This window comes from Streptomyces angustmyceticus (assembly GCF_040701845.1).
GTDB classification, from domain to species: Bacteria; Actinomycetota; Actinomycetes; order Streptomycetales; family Streptomycetaceae; genus Streptomyces; species Streptomyces angustmyceticus_A.
In genome coordinates this window covers 409,455-429,319 of sequence record NZ_JBFBHQ010000001.1, presented here as the reverse complement: position 1 = coordinate 429,319, position 19,865 = coordinate 409,455, and the positions used below count along the sequence as shown (strand labels likewise).

Below are 19,865 nucleotides of genomic sequence, written 5' to 3'. Positions count from 1 at the left end.
CCGGGGCGCGGCCGCCGTGCGGCGTGGTGCTCACACCGTACGCCGCAATCTCGCATCATGAGAGTGCGGTCTCACTATTCGGGCAGCAGGCGGTAGACCGTCAGCGCCTCGTTCTTCTTCTCCAGCGTCAACTGGTCCGGAGCGGGGGCCACTTCACCGTCGAAGGCCAGCGTGGTGCCCTTCGGGAGGTCGCTGATCCGCAGCCGGGACAGACGCGCCTCACCGAGCACCGGAGAGCTGCGCGGCGTACCCGTCAGGGCGGCGGCGAGCAGCCGGGTGCGGGCCAGCCGGCCGCCGTGCACCACCCGCACATCCAGCACCCCGTCCGCCAGGTCGTGCCGGCGCACCGGCGCGAACCCCAGCCCGCGGTACTGGCAGTTGCCGACGAACAGCAGCCACACCGCGCGCCGTTCGCCATTGATCCGTACGGTCAGCGGCTCGGCGGTGCGCAGCACCTCCCACGCGGCGAGCACCCCGGCGGGCCAGGCGCCGATCTTCCCCGCCCACCGCTCGCGGATCCGCACCAGCTCCGGGTACGCGCCGATCGAGAAGGTGTTGAGGAAGTGCCGCGCCTCCGGATGCGGCCCCGCCCGGAAGCGCGCCACGTCCACCGCGACGGCCTCACCGGACTCCACGGCACGCGCCGCCTCGGCACAGGTCTCGATCCCGAGGTCGTAGGCGAAGTGGTTCAGGGTGCCGCCGGGCAGCACCGCGAGCGGCAGCCCGTGCCTCAGCGCGACCTCCGCCGCGGCATTGACGGTGCCGTCCCCGCCGAGCACGCCCAGCGCACCGCCCAGCGTCCTGGCCCGCTCCGCGGCGTCTTCGAGGGCCTTGTCCAGGGGCTCGCCGTCCGGCCCGCCGCACAGCGTCACCTCGGCCTGCGGCAGTACCCCGTGCACCTCCTCGGCCCGGTCCGGGCGGGGGCCCGAGCGCTGCCCCGAGCCCTGGTTCGCCACCACGACCAGGCCCCGGCCGCCGGGCAGCGCGGGCGCCTCGGCGCGCGGTCTGGCGGGCGGCGCCAGCTGGGCGCGGGTCGGCGCGAAGCCGCGGACGGCGAACGCCGCGCCCGCTCCCAGCGCGGCACCCGCCAGCACATCACCCGGATAGTGCACGCCCGTATAGACGCGGGAGAACGCCACCGAGGCGGCGACCGGTGCCAGCGCCAGCCCCCACCACTTGTTCTCGAAGGCCACACCGGTCGCGAAGGCCACCGCCGAGGCCGCGTGCCCGGACGGGAACGAGGAGGTGACGGGCTGGCGTTGCAGCTGCCGTATGACCGGCACCGCGTCCAGCAGCGGGCGCTCGCGCCGCACCGAGCGCTTGCCGAGGGTGTTCACCGTCGCCGACGCCACGGCCAGCGAGGCCACCCCGCGCAGCGCGGCCCGGCGCATCGGCCGGCCGCCCAGCGCGGCCGCGCCGGCCGCGATGCCGAACCACAGCAGCCCGTGGTTGGCGCTGCGGGTCAGCCGGGGCAGCACCCGCTGCGCACCGGGCCATTCGCGCGCGGCAATCTGGTGGAAGGTCCGCCGGTCGAGATGGGTCAGTAGCGATCGCATGCGCCACCTTGTACCCCAGACTGCCCGCAACAGGCAGGAACGGACAGCTCGGGCCGCCGCGCGGTGTCGCGGCGCACCACCGGGCGCACGGCCGGCGGACACCCACCGGCCGGCTGTGCTTCGCTGTCCGCATGATCAGGAAACGGCGCGACACCGACCTCGACGCCTGTGTGGCGCTGCTCGCCGCGGTGCACGCCCACAGCGGCTACCCCCACCGGTGGCCGGACGACCCGGCCCGCTGGCTGACCCCGGACGGGCTGACCGAGGCCTGGGTCGCCGAGGCGGACGGCGCCCTCGTCGGCCATGCGGCGCTGTGCGGGGACGAGGTCAGCCGGCTGTGGGTCGCACCCGCCGCCCGCGGCACGGGCCTCGGCGGCCGGCTGCTGCGCGCCGCCGAGACCCGTGCCGCGGCCCGTGGTGTGCGTCCCGTACTGGCGGTGAAGGCCACCGACACCGCGGCCATCGGCCTCTACGAACGGAGGGGCTGGATCCGCCGGGCCACCGAACGGCAGGACTGGGGCGACGGCGAGGCGGTGACGGTGCACCGCTACGAGGCACCCGGGCACCCGGCGCATTGACCGCCCGACCCGCCCCCCGCTGACGTGTCGGCCCCGTCGCCACCCCCGCGATCTGCCAAGGTGGACGGGGCCGCCCCTGGGCCCCACGATCGACCCGCCGTCGTGGAGTGGAGGTACGGATGCAGCGGACCGCGCCGGATCCGCAGCGGGAGCCGGACCCGGAACCGCCGGCGGGCCTGCCGGTCCTCCCGGAACTCGCCGCGCACCTCGCCGCGGCCGCGGACCGCACCGAAGCCGAGCCCCCCGGCGGTGGCGCACCGCTGCGCACCGCCGCCTGCGGCTACTGGGAACGCCGCGGCCAGGCCACCACCCCCGACCGCGTCCTCGTCGCCCCCGGGGCGCCGGCCCTGCTCCTCGCGCTGTTCGCCGCGGCCGACGGCACGGTGGTGCTGCCGCGGCCCTGCTCCGAGTGGTACGCCCCGCCCGCCCGGCTGCTCGGACGGCCGGTGCACCTCGCGCCCGTACCGGCGGAGTCGGGCGGGGTGCCCGACCCGTTCGCGCTGCTGGAGACCGTCCGCAGGGCCCGGATGCACGGCGACAGCCCGCGCGTCCTGGTGCTGTCCGTCGCCGACGACCCGACCGGCACCTGCCCCGCGCCCGAGCAGCTGCACGAGGTCTGCGAAGCGGCGGCGGAGGAGGGTCTGTGGATCATCAGCGACGAGACGCGCCGCGATCTGCTGCACGATCCGCACGACACCGTCATGCTGAGCCCCGCCGAGATGCTGCCCGGCGAGGTCGTGGTGCTCACCGACCTGCGGGCCACGCTGGTGCCCGCCTCCTGGCCGGCCGCCATGGCCCGCTTCCCCGCCACCGACCGGGGAGCCGTCCTCCGGGCCGCCGCGCTGGACGCGCTCACCGCCGTCCCGGTGCCGGTCCCGGGCCCGCTCGGCTGCGCCGTCGCCCACGCGCTCGGCGAACCCGACGAGGTGCGCGCCCGGACGGCCGCCATGGCCCGGGTCTACGGCACGCTCGCCGCCGCGCTCCACCACACCGTCACCGAGGCCGGCGCCGTCTGCCGTCCGCCGCACTCCGGCAGCCATCTCTACGCCGACCTCGAACCGCTGCGCCGGCCGCTGGCGGCCCGCGGGATCGTGGAGTCCCGAGCTCTGGAGCGGAAGCTGGCGCCATGGGGCGCGCGCGGCGGACACCGCTTCGGCGACGCGCCCGGCACCCTGCGGGTCCGGCTCGGCGCCGAGGCCCTGCTCGGTGCCGAGCCGGAACTGCGGCAGCGCGTCCTGACCGCGCCGGACCCGCTGGAACTCCCGCACCTCACCGAGGCGTTGACCGCCCTGTCCCGCGCACTGGCCGGCCTCATCACACCCGCGGGCGGCTGACCACCACCCCCGGCTCCCTCCCCGAGGGCGGGGGCCGCGCACACCGGGGCCCCGCGGCCTTTGCAGGGCTCTGCAAGGACGAACTGCGGCGCATGGTGCCCCCGGCCGAAGGTTTTTCACCGGCGACCCCCGCCCCGCAGGACAAAACCCGCTGATTTTGGCGGACGCCGCCGATCCCCGACCATGTGCATTGCTCGGTAACCCCGGGTGCACAGCGCACGACGAGAGGCCCGCCACGTCATGAACGACCGGCACACCCGCCGCTTCGGACTGGGAACCGCCACCTGCCTGGTGATGGGCAACATCATCGGTGGCGGCATCTTCCTGCTGCCGGCCTCGGTGGCCCCGTTCGGCACCGTCAGCCTGGTCGCCTTCGGCGTACTGACCGTCGGCGCCGTCGCCCTCGCCCTGGTCTTCGGGCGGCTCGCCGAGCGCCACCCGGACACCGGAGGCCCCTACGTCTACGCGCGCGAGGCGTTCGGCGACTTCGCCGGCTTCCTCTCCGCCTGGTCGTACTGGACCATGACCTGGGTCAGCAACGCGGCACTCGCGGTCGCCATCGTCGGCTACGTCCACGTCCTGCTGCCCGGCCACCCGTCCGGCGGCACCGACCTCGCGATCGCCCTCGGTGCGCTCTGGCTGCCGGCCCTCGCCAACTTCGCCGGGACCCGCTACGTCGGCCTGGTCCAGACGGTCTCCACCGTCCTCAAGTTCGTCCCGCTGCTCTTCATCGCCGTCGTCGGCCTGTTCTTCTTCGACCCGTCCAACCTCGGCTCGTTCCACGAGGGCGGCGGCAGCGCGCTCGGCGGGATGTCCGCGGCCGCCGCGATCCTCCTCTACTCCTACGTCGGTGTGGAGTCCGCCGCGATGAGCGCGGGCGAGGTCCGCGACCCGGAGCGGAACGTCGGCCGGGCCACCGTCCTCGGCACCATCGGCTCCGCCGTGGTCTACCTCCTGGGCACCGTCGCCGTCTTCGGCACCGTCGCCCACGACAAGCTGGTGAAGTCGAAGGCGCCGTTCTCCGACGCGGTGAACGCCATGTTCGGCGGGCACTGGGGCGGCACGGTCGTCGCGCTCGCCGCCGTCGTCTCGATCGTCGGCGCCCTCAACGGCTGGACCCTGATGAGCGCCCAGTCCCCGTACGCCGCCGCCAAGGACGGGCTGTTCCCCGCGCCCTTCCTGACCAAGCGGCGCGGCGTCCCGACCTTCGGCGTCCTCGCCGCCGGGGTGCTGGCCAGCGCCCTGACGGTGCTCAACTACCTCACCGGCGCCGGCGGCGTCTTCGAGATCCTGGTGCTGATCACCACCTTCTCGGCGACCGTCCCCTACCTCCTCGCCGCCGGTGCCCAGGTCTACTTCCTGCTGACCGGCCGCCGCGACAAGGTCCGTCCCGCCCGCTTCGCCCGCGACCTGACCCTCGCCCTGACCGCCTTCGGCTTCACCTTCTGGCTCGTCGCCGGCGCCGGATACGCCGCGATCTACCAGGGCGTGCTCTTCCTCTTCGTCGGCATCCTCGTCTACGCCTTCATGGCCGCCCGGCGTACGGTGCGGCAGGCGGAGACCGAGGCCGCCCCGGAGCTGCCTAGGCCCGCGGACCACGAAGCGGCTCCCCGGCCCGCCGCAAGTGCCGCAACGCCTCCGCGTACGAGCTGATCAGCCCCGTCTCGTGGTACGGGACGCCGATCTCGGCGCAGTAGTCCCGCACGATCTTCCGCGCCCGGCGCAGATGCGGCGTCGGCATGCCGGGGAAGAGGTGGTGCTCGATCTGGTGATTGAGCCCGCCGAGCAGGAAGCAGGTCAGCGCACCGCCCCGGACATTGCGCGAGGTCAGCACCTGACGGCGCAGGAAGTCCGGCCGGGCGTCCCCGGTCAGCGTCGGCATCCCCTTGTGGTTGGGCGCGAACGTGCACCCCAGGTAGACACCGAAGAGGGCCTGGTGGACGAGGAGGAACACCAGCGCCTTCCCGGGGGACAGCACCAGGAACAGCGCGCCGAGGTACAGGCCGATGTGCGCCAGCAGCAGCACCGCCTCGCTGCCCCAGTGCTTCATGGTCGGCGACCGCAGCGCCCGGACGCTCGCCACCCGCAGGTTGAACCCCTCCAGCGTCAGCAACGGGAAGAACAGCTGCGCCTGATACCGGCCGACGAGGCGGGGCAGCCCCGTGGCGGCCCGTGCCTGGGCCGGTGACCACACCAGGATGTCCGGCGCGACATCCGGGTCCAGCTCCTCATGGTTGGGGTTGGCGTGGTGCCGGGTGTGCTTGTCCATCCACCAGCCGTACGACATCCCCACCCCGAGATTGCCGAACAGCCGACCGGCGATCCCGCTCGGCCGCCGCCCGCGGAACACCTGCCTGTGCGCCACATCATGGGCGACCAGCGCCATCTGCCCGTACACGAACGCCAGGAACACCGCCACGGCCGGCTGCCACCAACTGTCGCCCAGCACGAAGAACATCGCCCAGCCACCGGCGAACGCCGCACTCACCGCCGACAGCCGCACCGCGTAGTACCCGGGCCGCCGCTTCAACAGCCCCGCCGCCACGATCCGCCGCGACAGCCGCGCAAAATCACTGCCGGTGCCCGCTCCCGGACCGGCGGCCGCGGAAGAGGTCTCCACACTCGTCGTCATACCGCCGAGTCTTCAGCCGCCACGCCCACCCCGACAGCCGGTCCGCCCCCGACCCGACCGGGGGATTGCCGCACCCTGAAGGGGGTGCCCGCACCCCCCTGGCACGCGGCGGCGCACACCATCGGGGCGGCGCCGGGCCTGCGCTGCCCGCCCTGCCCCTCCGCACGTCCCGCTGCCTCGTGCCGCGTGGGCTCCCTCCGCTCCCGGGCCCGTCCGGCCCTGGGCTCCGTCCGCCCTTCGCTGTCAGGCCCCCTGCGTCTGCCTACGCACCGGCCTCGCCCGGCGGGGCGGCGCCGCCCTGCTGGCTGAACACGGGCAGTGCCCGCACCAGGTCCGGGGGAAGGGCCAGCCCCTCCTCGCTCGACGGATCGACCGCCAGCCACAGGTCGTCCGCCGGCCAGTTCGCGGCCAGGTCGACGACCGGGACACGGAGCGCGGTGTCCACGTCTCCGCCCGCCGCCAGCAGCGCGTCCTCGGTCGTGAAGACGGGCACATAGCGATTGCCGTCCTGCTCGATCACCGGCAGTGAGATGGCGCCCTCGGGGCGCTCCCCCTCGCCCTCGGCCGGCGGCGCCTGCGGCAGCAGGGCCACGCTGGTCGCGAGCGCGATCAGGGCGGCCTGGGTGTCCTCGGCCTCCGCCGCGGCCTGCGAACCGTTGACCTCGCTCGGGGGCGAGTTTTCATCGGGGGTCGGAGTGCTCATGGCCTGTCCTCTCGTCGGCGTTGCTCACCGGCCGCCCGCTCGGCACGGGCCGCCGCGGTTGCCGCAGCCGCCGGGTGCCGCCCAGCGGCAGGGACCGGGGGCGAGCGCGGCAATACCTCCCAGGCTAGGCCGCCCCACGTTCTGTGCACGTCCTGAGCCGGGCCAGGCACACGTCAGGACTCGGACAAGCCCCCGGGATCGCTCGCTGCCCGGTCGCCGGCGTCCGATCGTGCCCTCTCCGGGACGAGCGATCAGCGCGGCCGGCGATCACGGTCTTCGGGGTGTTCGTCGTCGTCACCGTGCTCCCCGTCTACCGCGCGACGACGAGCGGGCGAGCAACGGCGGCCCGTGGAAGGGCAGTTGGGGGCGGCTGTGCGTCTGTCCTCCCCTGAGGATTCCAGAGCCCGAAGGCCCGCCCGGAAACCGGTCCCGGCGCCGAAGGGGCGAAGCGGGCGTGTCCGCGGGCCGGTGCGGTCGTTGGCCACCGCGTCGGTGGTGGCGGGGGCGGGGTACGTCAGGAGCGTGGAACAGTGGCCCGTTGGTTCGTGATCAACGTTCCCCCCTGGTTGCTGCTCGCCGGGCTCGTCGTGGTCATCGCCGGCGGGACGGCGGTCGTCCAGGCATGTGTCCGGCACTGTTTCCCCGGCCTCCAGCAGGGAGCGCACAACCAGATCGCAAACTTCATCTTTCCCGTTGTCGCCGTCGTCTACGGGTTCTTCATCGGCTTCCTGGTCCTCGCGCTCTGGGGCCAGGTGAACTCGGCGGACCAGACGACGCGCACCGAGGGCGCCGCTGCGGTGCAGATGGCCGGAGGTCTCCATGCGTTCGGCAAGGCGGAGGGCGAGCGGATCCGGCAGAGCCTTTTGGACTACGGACGCGCGGCGGCGGCCGAGTGGCCGCGCGCGGCGGGCGGGCATACCACCCCCGAGGCCGAGAACGCGCTGAACCGCCTGAGCAGCACGTACGACGCGATCAAACCGCGCAACGACATCCAGCGCGCTTTCCTCACCAGTTCGCTCGCGTCCCTGAGGGATTTGAGCGGTGCACGAACGGCTCGGCTGCTCCAGGCGCGCACCAACACCGGCCCACCCTTGTCGTTGTGGCTGGTGATCTTTCTGAACAGCGGACTGGTCCTCGGGTTTGCCGTCATCTTCGGCACCGAGCAGACCTGGATGCACTACGGGATGGTCGCGGCGGTGAGCGTCCTCGTCGCCGCCAACCTGTTCCTCGTCACAGAACTGACGTGTCCCTTCGTCGGTGAGCTCGCCACGTCGCCGGAGCCACTGAACGAGGTCGTCCGGGTCCTGTCGTCGTCCCGGTAGACGGGACGGTGCGTCCATCGAGGTCCCTGTACGGAGGCAGCACAGGCCCCTTCCGCCATTACCTCCCGCGTAATCGACCCCCACCGCACCTCCCGGCAAGGTGAAGGCACCGGTTCACGGGCCGGCGCACTCCGGTCCGTGAACCGGTGCGAGCGGCAGCAGTGCCGTTCGGACCTCATCAGGAGTGGGAGTACGCCATGACGGAGCACGAGCAGCAGGTCGGGTCGCAGGCAGCGGATGCGGGAGCGCGGTACGAGGTGGCCGTGGCGCGGTACTTCGAGGCGTGGAACGCGACGGGGGAGGCGGCGTTGGACAAGGCGGTTGCGGCGGCCTTCGGCGAGGGCGCGACGTACACCGATCCGCTGGTCGACGTCGCGGGGCACGCGGGGCTGGCGGCGGCCATCGCGGGGGCGCATGCGCAGTTCCCCGGGTTCGTGTTCCGGCAGTCGGGGAGTGTGGACGGGCACCACGACCTCGCGCGGTTCGGGTGGGAGCTGGTCAGTGCGGCGGATGGCTCGGCGCCGGTGGCCGGATTCGATGTGGTGCGGCTGGGGGAGGACGGGCGGATCCGGTCCGTGTGCGGGTTCCTGGACCGGGTGCCCGCGGTCTGAGCCGAGCAGCCGCACGAGGGGGCCGGCCTGCGGACGCCTCGGCCGGCCGGGACCGGCAGCCGAGCCGCGGCCCCCGGCCCTGGGGACCGGCGCACCGCCGCCACCCCCGGCCGCCCGGCTGCTACAGATCCAGCCCCCGCAGGTACGCCGCCGTCTCCGGATCGGCCGGCAGGAGGGTCTCCACGGCCAGTTCGGAGACGGTGACGTCCATCGGGGTGTTGAAGGTGGCGATGGTCGAGATGAAGGAGAGCACGGTGCCGTGGTGCTCGATCATCATCGGCAGGGCGAAGGGGGCGTGTTCGCCGGAGGCCGCCGTTTCGTTGCCGCCCGGGGGGAAGGGGTAGGCGCTCACCTCGTCGTAGAGCGCGCGCAGGGGGGCGGAGCGCAGCAGGGCCAACTGGCGTTCCATCTGGGCGAGGAGATGGCCGCGCCACTCCCGGTAGTTGCGGATGCGGGGGGCCAGGCCGTCCGGGTGCAGGGTGAGGCGCATGGCGTTGAGCGGGGGCCGGAGGAGGTCGGGGGCGACGCCTTCCAGCAGCAGGGTGATGCCGCGGTTCGCCGCCTGGACGTGGTAGGTCCCGTCGACCACCAGGGCGGGGAAGGGCTCGTAGCCGGTCAGGAGGCGTTCCATGCCGGAGCGCAGGGCGGCCATCGACGGGTCGTCGAGAGGGGTCTCCGGGAAGGTCGGGGCGTAGCCGGCCGCGATCAGCAGGGCGTTGCGTTCCCGTACGGGGACGTCGAGGTGTTCGGCGAGGCGGAGCACCATCTCCTGGCTGGGGCGGGAGCGGCCGGTCTCGATGAAGCTGATGTGGCGGGCGGAGGAGTCGGCACGCAGCGCCAGTTCCAGTTGGCTGATCCGGCGCCGGTCGCGCCACTCGCGCAGGAGGGCGCCCACGCCTGCTCCCGTGGTCGTCTCCGGTGAGGACACCGCAGCAGTTGTCATGGGAGGGACGGTAGCCGAGGGGCCGGTGCGGGTGTGCCGTACGGGAGGGGCGTGCCGTGGGTGCGCGAAACGGCCGTCGGCATGCCAGGCTGGAAGGAGCGCGGCCGTCGCGGCAGGGACGGTGGCGCGGTCGGCATGCGTATCGGGAACCGGCTCATCGCGGCCGGCACGGCGAGAGGCGAGCGCCATGAACGCTCCGTTGGAACCGCTCACCTTCAAGGAGATCGAGGACCGCCTCGCGGAGCTGCCCGGCTGGTCCGTCGAGGGCGGGATGCTGTGCCGCGGCTATGCCTTTCACGGGCATTTCCCGGCTGCCGCGATGGTCATCCATATCGCGCAGATCCAGGAGGAGTTGGGGCATCACGCCGATCTGACGCTGGGATACAACCGGCTCGCCGTCTCGGTCAACACGCACAGCATCGGCGGCCGGATCACCCATCTCGACTTCGGTCTGGCCCACCGGATCGAGGAGATCGCGCCGGTGCACGGGGCCCGCTGAGCCACCGGCCTGCCGCCCCCCGGCCTTCAGCTCCCCGACCGCGGCCGCACCACCCGCCCGGCCCGTGCCAGCTCCACGTTGAACTGGGCGCCGGACAGCAGGGACAGGTGGGAGAACCACAGCCAGATCAAGAACACCACCGGCCCCGCGAGCGACCCGTAGAGCCGGTTGAAGGTGCCGACGTACGAGGCGTAGAGGGCGAAGGCGGCGGACGAGATCAGCCAGAGGAGGACCGCGACGATGCCGCCGGGTGCCGCTCTGCGCACGCCGCGGGAGCTGGGCGGTCCGGAACGGAAGAGGACCATGGCCAAGACCGTGGCCAGGACGACCAGCAGGGGCCACTTCAGCAGGTTCCAGGTCGCCTCGCCCGCCTCGCCGAGCCCGATGGCCCGGCCCAGGGCGGTGGCGATCGGCCCGCTCACCAGCAGCGCCACCGCGCTGCTGATCAGCAGCGCCATCAGCAGCAGCGCCGTCATGAGGATCCGCGGAGCCTTGCGCCACGGCGGGCGGTCGTCCTTGGTCCGGTTCATGGCGTGCAGGGCGCGGCGGAAGACGGCCAGATAGCTGCAGGACGACCACAGGGCGCTGACCAGGGCGCCGCCCAGCACCACCCATGCGGCGGTGCGCTGGTGCGCCATGCCGATCAGCGCACGGTGCACGGTCGGGCCCGACTGGGCCGGGGCGATCGAGCTGAGCTGGTTGATGAGCTGTTCGGTGGCCGGGGGATCGGCCAGTCCGATCAGCGACACCGTGACGATCAGCGACGGCAGCAGCGCCAGCACCGAGTAGTACGTCAGGCTCGCGGCCCAGTCCGTCACATCGTCGTGCCACACCGACAGCGGCGTACGGCGCAGTGCGGTACGGCACTGGGCCCACGTCGGCAGCGTGGCCGGCTGCCGCGGCCCCACCGCCCCCAGTGCGCGGTCCAGCTGCGTCCGGTCCAGCCCACGGCGCATACCGCTCCCGCCCATGTCGTGTCCGTCCTCTCCGTCGGTCCGTCCTGCATCATCTCCCGGCACGGCGGCCGTCCACGACACGGCGGCCGTCCGTGGCCGGGCTACTCCAGCCCACGTGCCCGCCGGAACCGTGCCAGTCCGTCCGCCAGGTCGAGCACGGGATCGGGATAGTCGTAGGCCGCGCGCTCCGGCCCGGTCAGCTTCCAGGGCTGGTGCACCGCGGCGCCGGCGAGACCGGCCAGCTCCGGCACCCAGCGCCGTACGTACTCGCCCTGCGGGTCGAACCGCCGGGCCTGGACGAGCGGGTTGAGCACCCGGTTGGGCCGGGTGTCGGTGCCGGTCCCGGCGACCCACTGCCAGTTGAGCTGGTTGTTCGCCAGGTCGCCGTCCACCAGCCAGTCCAGGAAGTGCCGGGCGCCGACCCGCCAGTCCACGTACAGCGTCTTGGTCAGAAAGCTCGCCACCAGCATCCGGGCCCGGTTGTGCAGCCACCCCTCGTGCAGCAGCTGCCGCATCCCCGCGTCGACCACGGGGTAGCCGGTGCGGCCCTCCTTCCACGCCGTCACCTCGGCGTCGTCGTACCGCCAGCGGTCGCCCTTGGTGCGGTAGTCGGCCTGCGCCGCGTCGGGCCGGGCCGCCAGCACCTGGTGGTGGAAGTCCCGCCAGGCCAGCTGCCGTACGAACGCCCCTGCGCCGGCGTCCCGGCGGGCCGACGCCTTGTGCACCAGCTCCACCGGCGACAGGCACCCGAAGTGCAGGTACGGCGAGAGCCGCGAGGTGGCATCGCCGGGCAGATCGTCCTGCCGGTCCTGGTAGTCGGCCATGCCCGCGCGCTGCCAGGCCCCGAACCGGCGGCGCCCGGCGCCTTCGCCGCCCTCCGGCAGCGCGGGCGACGGCTTCCCGCCCGGGCACAGCTCCGCCGCCGACGGCACGCCCCTCGACCGCACCCCGTCCGGGACCGGTACGGTCCGCGGCGCGGGCAGCACCGACCGCAGCCCCGCGGCCTGCCAGCGCCGGAAGTAGGGCGTGAAGACCGCGAAGTGGTCCTTGCCGGGGCCCGAGGGCAGCACCGCGGCGGGCGGCAGCGCCGTGACGACCGCGTCGTGCACCACCAGCGCACGTCCCGCCGCCGCCAGCTCCGCGCCCAGCCGCCGCTCCCGGCGCAGCGCATATCCGCTCACCCCGGCCGCGAGATGCACCTCCCCGGCCCCGGTCTGTGCCGCCACCCGGCAGGTCTCGGCGACGACATCCCCCGTACGGATGACCAGCCGACCGCCGCGAGCGCGCAGCCCGGCGTCGAGATCCGCCAGCGCGTCGGCCAGGAACGCCGCCCGGTTCGGCACCATGAACCCGGCGTCAGCGACCCCGCTGTCGACCACGAACAGCGGTACCACCTGCGTCGCGGAGCGCAGCGCGGCATGCAGCACCGGCTGGTCGTGCAGCCGGAGGTCGGAGCTGAACAGGCAGATCGCTACATCCATGCCCTACGTCTACACCGAACCCGCGCCCCGCGAGCCTCGCCGGGCAGCGGCCCGTCAGGCGAAGGGCAGCGCGCGCCACGGCGAGGACGGGTCCTGGGCGAGGACCCGGTGCAGGTGCACGGCCTCGGCGTACTGCGGGCCGAACCAGCCGTTGTCGAACGCCAGCATCCGGCCCAGCACATAGCCGGCGGCGAACTCCTCCCACGAGCCGTACACCTCGCGGGCCCTGGCATGGGCCTGCGCCACGGCCTGCTCGGCCTGCTGCGGTGCGCACAGCCGGGCGCCCAGGCCCCAGCGGACGAGACCGACGGCATGGGCGTGGTCCAGCGCGACGAGGGAGACGACCCGGCCGTCCGCCGGCAGCAGTCCGTCCGCGCGGAACCGTTCCTCGTACCTGGTCACGAGCTCGGGGACGGGGGGCGCCGGCGCGGCGTCGGGGGTGCCTGCGGCCTTCTCGCCGCCGACGGCGTCCTCGGCGCCCCCGGTGCCCGGAGCGGTCCGGTCGCGGGCCCTGGCACGTAGCGCCGCCTCCGTCTCCGCCGGTACGAACTGCCCGCCGAGCAGCTGGTCCAGGCGCTGCTGCCAGGTGGCGGGGTCGGTCACCGACCACTGCTCGCGCAGCGTCTGCGCGTCGGCGGCGTGGTCGAGGAAGGCCGTACCGAGTTCGTTCCACGGCACGCTGTGATGCACCGCGATCGGCGCGCCGCACGCCAGCCCCTGGGCCACGGGGCCGTGCAGCGGGCCCCCGAAGTGGGTGACGAGCAGCCCGCCGGGCCGGGGCCCGATCTGGCCGCGCCGCTGCAGCCAGCCGGCGCGGTGGGCCGGGGAGGCGGCCAGGTACGCGGCGCACGGCGTCCCGGGATTGACCGCGAGCCGCCATTTGTCGTTCGGCCAGTCCTGCGCCAGCTCGTCGAGCGAAACCCGGTCGAAGAACTGCTGCGGCTGCCACGGCGGCAGCATGCCGCGGGTCAGGACGGGAATGCACTTACCACCCGCGGCCGGGTCGTCGTAGACGGGCAGCGGGTCCTGCCCCTGCTGCGGTGCCGCCAGGTAGAGGTCCTCACCGGCGATCGCCGCGAGCTGACCGTCCCAGTCCCCACGCGCCGTCGCTTCGCACAGCCGCCGCTCGGTGTCCGTCGGCGGCATCCATCCCGGAGTAGCCACGGGCCAGACCCTACGGTTACGCCGCTCCCCGCCGGAATCCGGGGTTGCCGGAGCGGCAACGCGGATTGCACGGGCACGACCGGTAACGGAGGCTCGATGTCATGAGCAACGACGAACGGCCCGCACCCGGGCACGGCCCCCACGACGGGGGGCAGATCGACTGGGAGGTGGCCGGCCCGCTCCTCGAACGCGGCGCCGAACTGCACCTGCCGCTCCACGAGCAGGCCGCGGCCTGGCTGCGGGAACTCCTCGTCGGGCCGGCCGCGGACGCCGGCCGGGACGTGGACCGGGTGCTCGACATCGGCAGCGGACCGGGCGTCATCACCTGCCTGCTGGCCCGGGCCTTCCCGGCCGCCGAAGTGGTCGCGGTGGATGCGAGCGCGGCCCTTTTGGAGCGGGCGCACGCCCGGGCCGGGCGCCTCGGCCTCGGCGACCGGGTCCGCACCCATCTCGCCGAACTCCCCGACGGGCTCGACGCCCTCGGCGGCGCCGACCTCATCTGGGCCGCCAGGACCCTGCACCACGTCGGTGACCAGCGGGCCGTGGTCGCCGCCCTCGGTGCCCATCTGCGGCCCGGCGGACTGCTCGCCGTCTGCGAGGGCGGTCTCGCCCTCCGCTTCCTGCCGCGCGACATCGGCATCGGGCGCCCGGGGCTGCAGGCCCGGCTCGACGCGGCCTGCGAGGACTGGTTCTGCGAGATGCGCGCGGCGCTGCCCGGCACCGTCGACGACATCGAGGACTGGCCCGCCTTCCTCGCCGACGCCGGACTGCGCACCCCGTGCAGCCGCAGCTTCCTGCTGGACCTGCCGGGCCCGCTGTCCGCCGCCGCGCGCGAGTGCCTCCAGGACCTCCTGACCCAGGGTCTGGACCTGTACGGCGACCGCCTGGACGAAGACGACCGCACCACCCTCGCCCGCCTTGCCGATCCCGATGACGCGTCCGGCATCGTCCGCCGTCCCGACGCCTTCCTGCTGTCCGCGCAGACCGTCCACACGGCACGCGCGCAGTAGTCGACGGCCGGGAGCGCCGCCGTCCCCGCGGGTGCGCCCCGGGCGGCGGCGCCCATGACGTCACATCAGGGTGCCGACCCCCGATCAGCCCTGGTTCATCGGCTTCGGGTTGATCACGGCGAAGGTCGCGCCCTGCGGGTCGGTCACCACCGCCATCCGCCCGGCGACCATGTCGAAGGGCTGCTGCAGCGCCGCGCCGCCGGCCGAGGTGATCTTGTCGACGGTGGCGTCGGTGTCCGCCACCGCGAAGTACACCAGCCAGTGCGAGGGGGTGTCGGCCGGCATCTGCTCGGACATCGGCTGCATGCCGCCCACCGGCCGGTCGTTCACCGTCAGGCCGTAGTAGTGCTCGGCGCCTTCCATGGGGGCGCTCTCGATGCCGAAGGCCGCCTTGTAGAACGCGGCGGCGGCGGACGGTTCGGTGGTGTTGAGCTCGTTCCAGATCAGCGCGCCGGACTCGTTGACGATGCCGGCACCGGGGAAGTCCATGGGCTGCCAGATGCCGAACACCGCTCCGGTGGGGTCGGCCGCGATGCACATGCGGCCCAGCGACATCACATCCGTGACCGGCATCAGGAGCGTGCCGCCGGCCTGGCTCACCGCCTGGGAGGTGGCGCCCGCGTCCGCGGCCGCCAGGTAGCTCGTCCACACGGTCGGCGGCGCGGGCTGGCCGCCCATCGGGACCGCGGCCATGATGCCGGCCACCGGTTTGCCGTTCAGGGTGCAGACGGCATAGCCCCCGGTCTCCGCGGGCCCGACCTCTCCGGCCCACCCGAAGACCTCGGAATAGAAGTCGATGGCGGCCTGCTGGTCGGGAGCCGCGAGATCGACCCAGCAGGGCGTCCCGGCCTGGTAGGGAGAGGTGACTTCGGGCATCGTGGCCTCCTCGATGGGGGCACCTCCCACGCCTGGGCACGGGAGAGCAAGGGCGGAGCGCAGGGGTACCGGCCCCGGTCGGCGGACCGCCGTGACCGCCCCACGCTCACCCTCCACACTTCCTGCCGTCCGCCGGGCCCGCCACTCGGGTACGACGACGGCGCCGCCCGGACGAGCCGGACGGCGCCGTGCGAGCGCGTCGGTCAGGCCACGTCGAAGGTGGCCGGGTCCGGGCCGAGGCGGTTGCCGGTGTCCAGACGGGCGAGGGTGGCGAGGTCCTCGTCGTCCAGCTCGAAGCCGAAGACGTCGATGTTCTCGGCGATGCGCGAGGGGGTGACGGACTTCGGGATGACGACGTTGCCGAGCTGGAGGTGCCAGCGCAGCACCACCTGGGCGGGCGTCCTGCCGTGCTTGGCGGCGAGCTCGGCGATGGCCGGGTTCTCCAGGAGGCCCTTGCCCTGGCCGAGCGGCGACCAGGCCTCGGTGACGATGTTGTGCCGGGCGTGGAAGGCGCGGGACTCGGCCTGCGAGAGCTGCGGGTGCAGCTCGATCTGGTTGACGGCCGGGACGACGGATGTCTCGCCCATCAGCCGCTCCAGGTGCTCGGGCAGGAAGTTCGAGACACCGATGGCCTTGGCGCGGCCCTCCGCGTGGATCTTCTCGAAGGCCTTGTACGTCTCGACGTAGAGGTCCTTCGACGGCAGCGGCCAGTGGATCAGGTAGAGGTCCACGTACTCCAGGCCGAGCTTGGCCAGGGAGGTGTCGAAGGCACGCAGGGTGGCGTCGTGGCCCTGCTCGGCGTTCCAGAGCTTGGTCGTGACGAACAGCTCGTCACGGGGGATGCCGGATGCGGCCAGCGCCTTGCCCGTGCCCTCTTCGTTGCCGTAGATCGCCGCGGTGTCGATGCTGCGGTACCCGGCGTCCAGGGCCTGGCCGACGGTGGTGAACGCCTCGGCGTCCTCGACCTGCCAGACGCCGAAGCCGAGCTGCGGCATCGCAACGCCGTTGTTGAGCGTGATGGAGGGAACCTTGCTCACGGGGGAATCGATCCTTACGTCGGCTTTCTCGTTCAGGGATGTCAACGATCATCCGTGGGCGCGCATTCCCGCACAGCGCGAAGCGATGCGGACGAAACGGAGTCTTCCTGTGCGACCAGGGCCGGCGGAGCCTGTAGGGCCTGCTCCGCGGCCGGTGCGGGGCCTGCCGCGGCGGTCAGTTCGCAGAGGGTGAACGCACCGGCGCAGAGCACCACGAGACCCGTGCACAGCTCCAGCGCGCCCACCAGCCCGGGCAGGCCGCCGGGGACCGCACCGGCGCCGAAGAGACCACCGGCCACCGCTTGTACCAGCCAGGTGCAGCCGCCGCACGCGACGACCGTGGCGCTCCCGGCCCAGGCCAGGGCCAGCGGCACCCGGACCCGGAGCCGGGGCAGCAGACCGGGCAGGACCAGCAGCACCAGCCCGGTGGCGCCCGCGACCGCATACCCTCCCTGGGCCCAGTCCGAGGCGGCGGACAGGACCGTGCGGGCCTGCTCACCGGCCGCCGGCGCGCCGAGGTCGGCGCCCGCGCCCCACAGGATGCGGACGGTGCCCAGTGCCGCGAGCACCGCGGCCGCGGGCAGCAGGAAGAGCCGCTGCACCGCCCGGGTGCCGGTGCGGGGCAGCGCGTGCAGCGGGCGGCGCAGCAGGGTGCCCCAGCGCTGGTGCGCGTACACCGCGAAGGCGCCGAGCAGGGTGACGGTCTCGACGAGGAAGCCGCCGTAGACGACGCCGAAGACCCACGGCTGAAGGAAGTCGCCGGCGGCCAACGGGTTGCGGGCACCGGTGACCAGGCCGGTCAGGCTGCCGCCGATGAGCCCCGTCAGCAGCGGGAGCAGCAGCCCGGAGGCCGCCCACAGGGGGAGGGCCAGCAGCCAGGCCGGGGCGCGGCGGCCGGCCGGGCGGGTGAGGGTGTGGGCCACGACGGCGGCCACGGCGTCGAGGAGGAAGGTGACGGCATTGCCCGCGACCCATGTGGTGCGGCTGAAGCGGGAGGTGTCGAGGACGCCGACGTCGAGGCCCAGCACCCACAGCAGCTTGAGGGCGAGGTAGGGAACGCAGGCGGCGACCGCGATCCGGCCGAGGTGGGTGAGGCGGCTGCTCTTCATGGCAGCAGCCTCGCCGGAGGTGGGGCGGCGACCATCCGCCCCGGGGACGATCCGGGTCCGCCGGACGGGGGAGCGGGGCCGGCGGGGACGCGGGTGCGGTGGGGACGCGGGTGCGGTGGGGCGCCGCACCGGCGGCCGCCCCCACTGCCCGTCACGTCCGGTACAGCGCGTCCACCTCGACCTCGTACGCCGTCTCGATCGCCTTGCGCTTGAGCTTCAGCGAGGGGGTCAGCAGCCCGTGCTCCTCGCTGAACTGGTTGGCCAGTATCCGGAAGGTACGGATCGACTCGGCCTGCGAGACCAGCGTGTTGGCGGCGACCACCGCGCGCCGGATCTCGGTCTCCAGGTCCGGGTCGCGCACCAGGTCGGTCGGCGGCATCTCCGGCTTCTCCCGCATGGCCAGCCAGTGCGCGACCGCCTCCGGGTCCAGGGTCACCAGCGCCGCGATGAACGGCCGGTCGTTGCCGACGACGATGCACTGGGCCACCAGCGGATGCGCCCGCACCCGCTCCTCCAGCCCCACCGGCGAGACGGTCTTGCCGCCGGAGGTGACCAGGATCTCCTTCTTCCGGCCGGTGATCGTCAGATAGCCGTCCTCGTCCAGCGCGCCCAGGTCCCCCGTGGAGAACCAGCCGTCGTGCAGCACGGCGTCGGTCGCCTTGGGGTCGTTGTGGTAGCCGTGGAAGATCTGTCCGCCGTACAGCCAGATCTCGCCGTCCTCCGCGATGTGCACGGTGGTACCGGGCACGGGGGTGCCGACGGTGCCGAAGCGGGTCCGCTCGGGCGGGTTGGCGGTGGCGGCCGCGGTGCTCTCCGTCAGGCCGTAGCCCTCGAAGATCCGTACGCCGGCGCCGTCGAAGAACAGCCCGAGCCGGCGCTCCATCGCCGAGCCGCCCGACATCGCGTGCCGCACCCGGCCGCCCATCGCCGCCCGGACCTTGCTGTAGACCATCTTGTCGAAGAACTGATGCTGCATCCGCAGCGCGGCGCTCGGCCCGGACCCGGTGCCGAAGGCCTTGTGCTCCTGTGCCTCGGCGTAGCGGACCGCGATCTCGACGGCCTTGTCGAACGGTCCGGCCTTGCCGTCCGCCTCCGCCTTGCGCCGGGCCGCGGCGAAGACCTTCTCGAAGATGTACGGCACCGCGAGGATGAACGTCGGCTGGAAGGTCTGCAGGTCGGGCAGGAGCGCCCGGGCCGCCAGCTCGGGCTGGTGGCCCAGTTTGACCCGGCCGCGGACCGCGGCGACCTGGACCATCCGCCCGAAGACGTGCGCCAGCGGCAGGAACAGCAGGGTGGCGGCTTCCTCGTCGCCCTTGGAGGTGAAGACCGTCTCGTGGCGCAGCACGATGTTGTCGGCCTCGGCCATGAAGTTGGCGTGCGTGATCACGCAGCCCTTGGGGCGGCCGGTGGTGCCGGAGGTGTAGATGATCGTCGCGGTGGCGTCCGGGGTGACGGCCATCCGGTGGCGGTGCACCACGTCGTCGTCGATGTGCGCGCCCGCCGCGGTCAGTTCGGCCACCGGGTCGGCGTCCAGCTGCCACAGCTTGCGCAGGTGCGGAAGCCGGTCGATGACCGAGCCGATGGTCATCGCATGGTCCTCGTGCTCGACCAGGCACGCCGAGACGCCCGCGTTGTGCAGCATCCAGAAGACCTGCTCCGCCGACGACGTCGGATACAGCGGTACGGACTGGACGCCGATCGACCACAGGGCGAAGTCGAACAGCGTCCACTCGTAGCGCGTACGGGACATGATGCCCACGCGGTCGCCGAACCGGACGCCCTGCGCGAGGAGGCCCTTGGCCAGGGCGATGACCTCGTCCCGGAACTGCCCGGCGGTGACGTTCTGCCAGTTGCCCGCGTCGTCCTTACGGGCGAAGGCGACGCGCTCGGGATCGGCTTCGGCGTACTCGTAGACGACATCCGCCAGCCCGCCGACCCGGGGCGCGGTCGCCAAAGGTGGGACGGTGAACTCGCGCAATGACCCAGCTCCTCGTGGTGTTGCTCACAAGGCCGCGACCGTACCCCACCGTGACGGCATCCGGCAGAGCCGTACC

Annotated in this window: 18 protein-coding genes; 7 read left to right on the top strand and 11 right to left on the bottom strand. The window is 73.4% G+C overall.

Annotated elements, in window-relative coordinates:
- Nucleotides 1-74: 74 nt before the first annotated feature.
- Complete coding sequence (locus AB0411_RS01820) at nucleotides 75-1,556, bottom strand: phosphatase PAP2 family protein (RefSeq protein ID WP_366415194.1); 1,482 nt, start codon at nucleotides 1,554-1,556, stop codon at nucleotides 75-77.
- A 131-nt stretch (nucleotides 1,557-1,687) separates the two neighbouring features.
- Between AB0411_RS01820 and AB0411_RS01815 the strand changes: the two genes are divergently transcribed.
- The 3 genes from AB0411_RS01815 (at nucleotide 1,688) to AB0411_RS01805 (ending at nucleotide 5,121) form a co-directional block, all read left to right on the top strand.
- Complete coding sequence (locus tag AB0411_RS01815; protein ID WP_366415193.1) at nucleotides 1,688-2,134, top strand: GNAT family N-acetyltransferase; 447 nt, start codon at nucleotides 1,688-1,690, stop codon at nucleotides 2,132-2,134.
- Between the two features lie 119 nt (nucleotides 2,135-2,253).
- Nucleotides 2,254-3,468, top strand: a complete 1,215-nt coding sequence (locus tag AB0411_RS01810) for an aminotransferase class I/II-fold pyridoxal phosphate-dependent enzyme (protein WP_366415192.1) — start codon at nucleotides 2,254-2,256, stop codon at nucleotides 3,466-3,468.
- Between the two features lie 240 nt (nucleotides 3,469-3,708).
- Complete coding sequence (locus AB0411_RS01805; protein ID WP_366415191.1) at nucleotides 3,709-5,121, top strand: amino acid permease; 1,413 nt, start codon at nucleotides 3,709-3,711, stop codon at nucleotides 5,119-5,121.
- On the opposite strand, the gene AB0411_RS01800 is transcribed toward AB0411_RS01805, so the two are convergent.
- Together AB0411_RS01800 and AB0411_RS01795 are read right to left on the bottom strand one after the other, a co-directional pair.
- On the bottom strand, nucleotides 5,051-6,100 hold the full coding sequence (locus AB0411_RS01800) for a fatty acid desaturase family protein (protein WP_366415190.1): 1,050 nt from the start codon (nucleotides 6,098-6,100) through the stop codon (nucleotides 5,051-5,053). The genes AB0411_RS01805 and AB0411_RS01800 overlap by 71 nt on opposite strands.
- Nucleotides 6,101-6,362: 262 nt before the next feature.
- Nucleotides 6,363-6,803, bottom strand: a complete 441-nt coding sequence (locus tag AB0411_RS01795; protein WP_366415189.1) for an SseB family protein — start codon at nucleotides 6,801-6,803, stop codon at nucleotides 6,363-6,365.
- A gap of 530 nt (nucleotides 6,804-7,333) precedes the next feature.
- Here AB0411_RS01795 and AB0411_RS01790 point away from each other — a divergent pair.
- Together AB0411_RS01790 and AB0411_RS01785 are read left to right on the top strand one after the other, a co-directional pair.
- Complete coding sequence (locus AB0411_RS01790) at nucleotides 7,334-8,125, top strand: hypothetical protein (RefSeq protein ID WP_366415188.1); 792 nt, start codon at nucleotides 7,334-7,336, stop codon at nucleotides 8,123-8,125.
- Between the two features lie 197 nt (nucleotides 8,126-8,322).
- Complete coding sequence (locus AB0411_RS01785; protein WP_366415187.1) at nucleotides 8,323-8,736, top strand: nuclear transport factor 2 family protein; 414 nt, start codon at nucleotides 8,323-8,325, stop codon at nucleotides 8,734-8,736.
- 121 nt (nucleotides 8,737-8,857) lie between these two features.
- Here the strand turns inward: AB0411_RS01785 and AB0411_RS01780 are convergent, their stop codons facing one another.
- Nucleotides 8,858-9,679, bottom strand: coding sequence for a helix-turn-helix domain-containing protein (locus AB0411_RS01780; RefSeq protein ID WP_366415186.1), 822 nt, complete (start codon nucleotides 9,677-9,679; stop codon nucleotides 8,858-8,860).
- A gap of 187 nt (nucleotides 9,680-9,866) precedes the next feature.
- Between AB0411_RS01780 and AB0411_RS01775 the strand changes: the two genes are divergently transcribed.
- Entirely contained in the window at nucleotides 9,867-10,178 is a 312-nt protein-coding gene (locus AB0411_RS01775) for a 4a-hydroxytetrahydrobiopterin dehydratase (protein ID WP_366415185.1), read from the top strand.
- A gap of 26 nt (nucleotides 10,179-10,204) precedes the next feature.
- On the opposite strand, the gene AB0411_RS01770 is transcribed toward AB0411_RS01775, so the two are convergent.
- From AB0411_RS01770 to AB0411_RS01760, 3 genes are all read right to left on the bottom strand, one after another.
- Entirely contained in the window at nucleotides 10,205-11,149 is a 945-nt protein-coding gene (locus AB0411_RS01770) for a YihY/virulence factor BrkB family protein (RefSeq protein ID WP_403144787.1), read from the bottom strand.
- Between the two features lie 86 nt (nucleotides 11,150-11,235).
- The gene (locus AB0411_RS01765; protein ID WP_366415183.1) at nucleotides 11,236-12,615 is read right to left on the bottom strand and encodes a cryptochrome/photolyase family protein; all 1,380 of its coding nucleotides are present in this window, start codon (nucleotides 12,613-12,615) and stop codon (nucleotides 11,236-11,238) included.
- A 54-nt stretch (nucleotides 12,616-12,669) separates the two neighbouring features.
- Nucleotides 12,670-13,779 (bottom strand): DUF1266 domain-containing protein, encoded by a 1,110-nt coding sequence (locus tag AB0411_RS01760; RefSeq protein ID WP_366415182.1) that lies wholly within the window; start codon nucleotides 13,777-13,779, stop codon nucleotides 12,670-12,672.
- A 101-nt stretch (nucleotides 13,780-13,880) separates the two neighbouring features.
- On the opposite strand from AB0411_RS01760, the gene AB0411_RS01755 reads away from it, so the two are divergent.
- Complete coding sequence (locus AB0411_RS01755) at nucleotides 13,881-14,789, top strand: class I SAM-dependent methyltransferase (protein WP_366415181.1); 909 nt, start codon at nucleotides 13,881-13,883, stop codon at nucleotides 14,787-14,789.
- Nucleotides 14,790-14,873: 84 nt separating this feature from the next.
- Here the strand turns inward: AB0411_RS01755 and AB0411_RS01750 are convergent, their stop codons facing one another.
- From AB0411_RS01750 to AB0411_RS01735, 4 genes are all read right to left on the bottom strand, one after another.
- Entirely contained in the window at nucleotides 14,874-15,665 is a 792-nt protein-coding gene (locus AB0411_RS01750; RefSeq protein WP_366415180.1) for a VOC family protein, read from the bottom strand.
- 203 nt (nucleotides 15,666-15,868) lie between these two features.
- A complete protein-coding gene (locus tag AB0411_RS01745; RefSeq protein ID WP_366415179.1) occupies nucleotides 15,869-16,702 on the bottom strand; it encodes an aldo/keto reductase in 834 nt (277 codons plus the stop codon).
- Nucleotides 16,703-16,743: 41 nt separating this feature from the next.
- Complete coding sequence (locus AB0411_RS01740) at nucleotides 16,744-17,811, bottom strand: hypothetical protein (RefSeq protein ID WP_366415178.1); 1,068 nt, start codon at nucleotides 17,809-17,811, stop codon at nucleotides 16,744-16,746.
- 151 nt (nucleotides 17,812-17,962) lie between these two features.
- Entirely contained in the window at nucleotides 17,963-19,789 is a 1,827-nt protein-coding gene (locus tag AB0411_RS01735; RefSeq protein ID WP_366415177.1) for an AMP-dependent synthetase/ligase, read from the bottom strand.
- Between the last annotated feature and the right edge of the window lie 76 nt (nucleotides 19,790-19,865).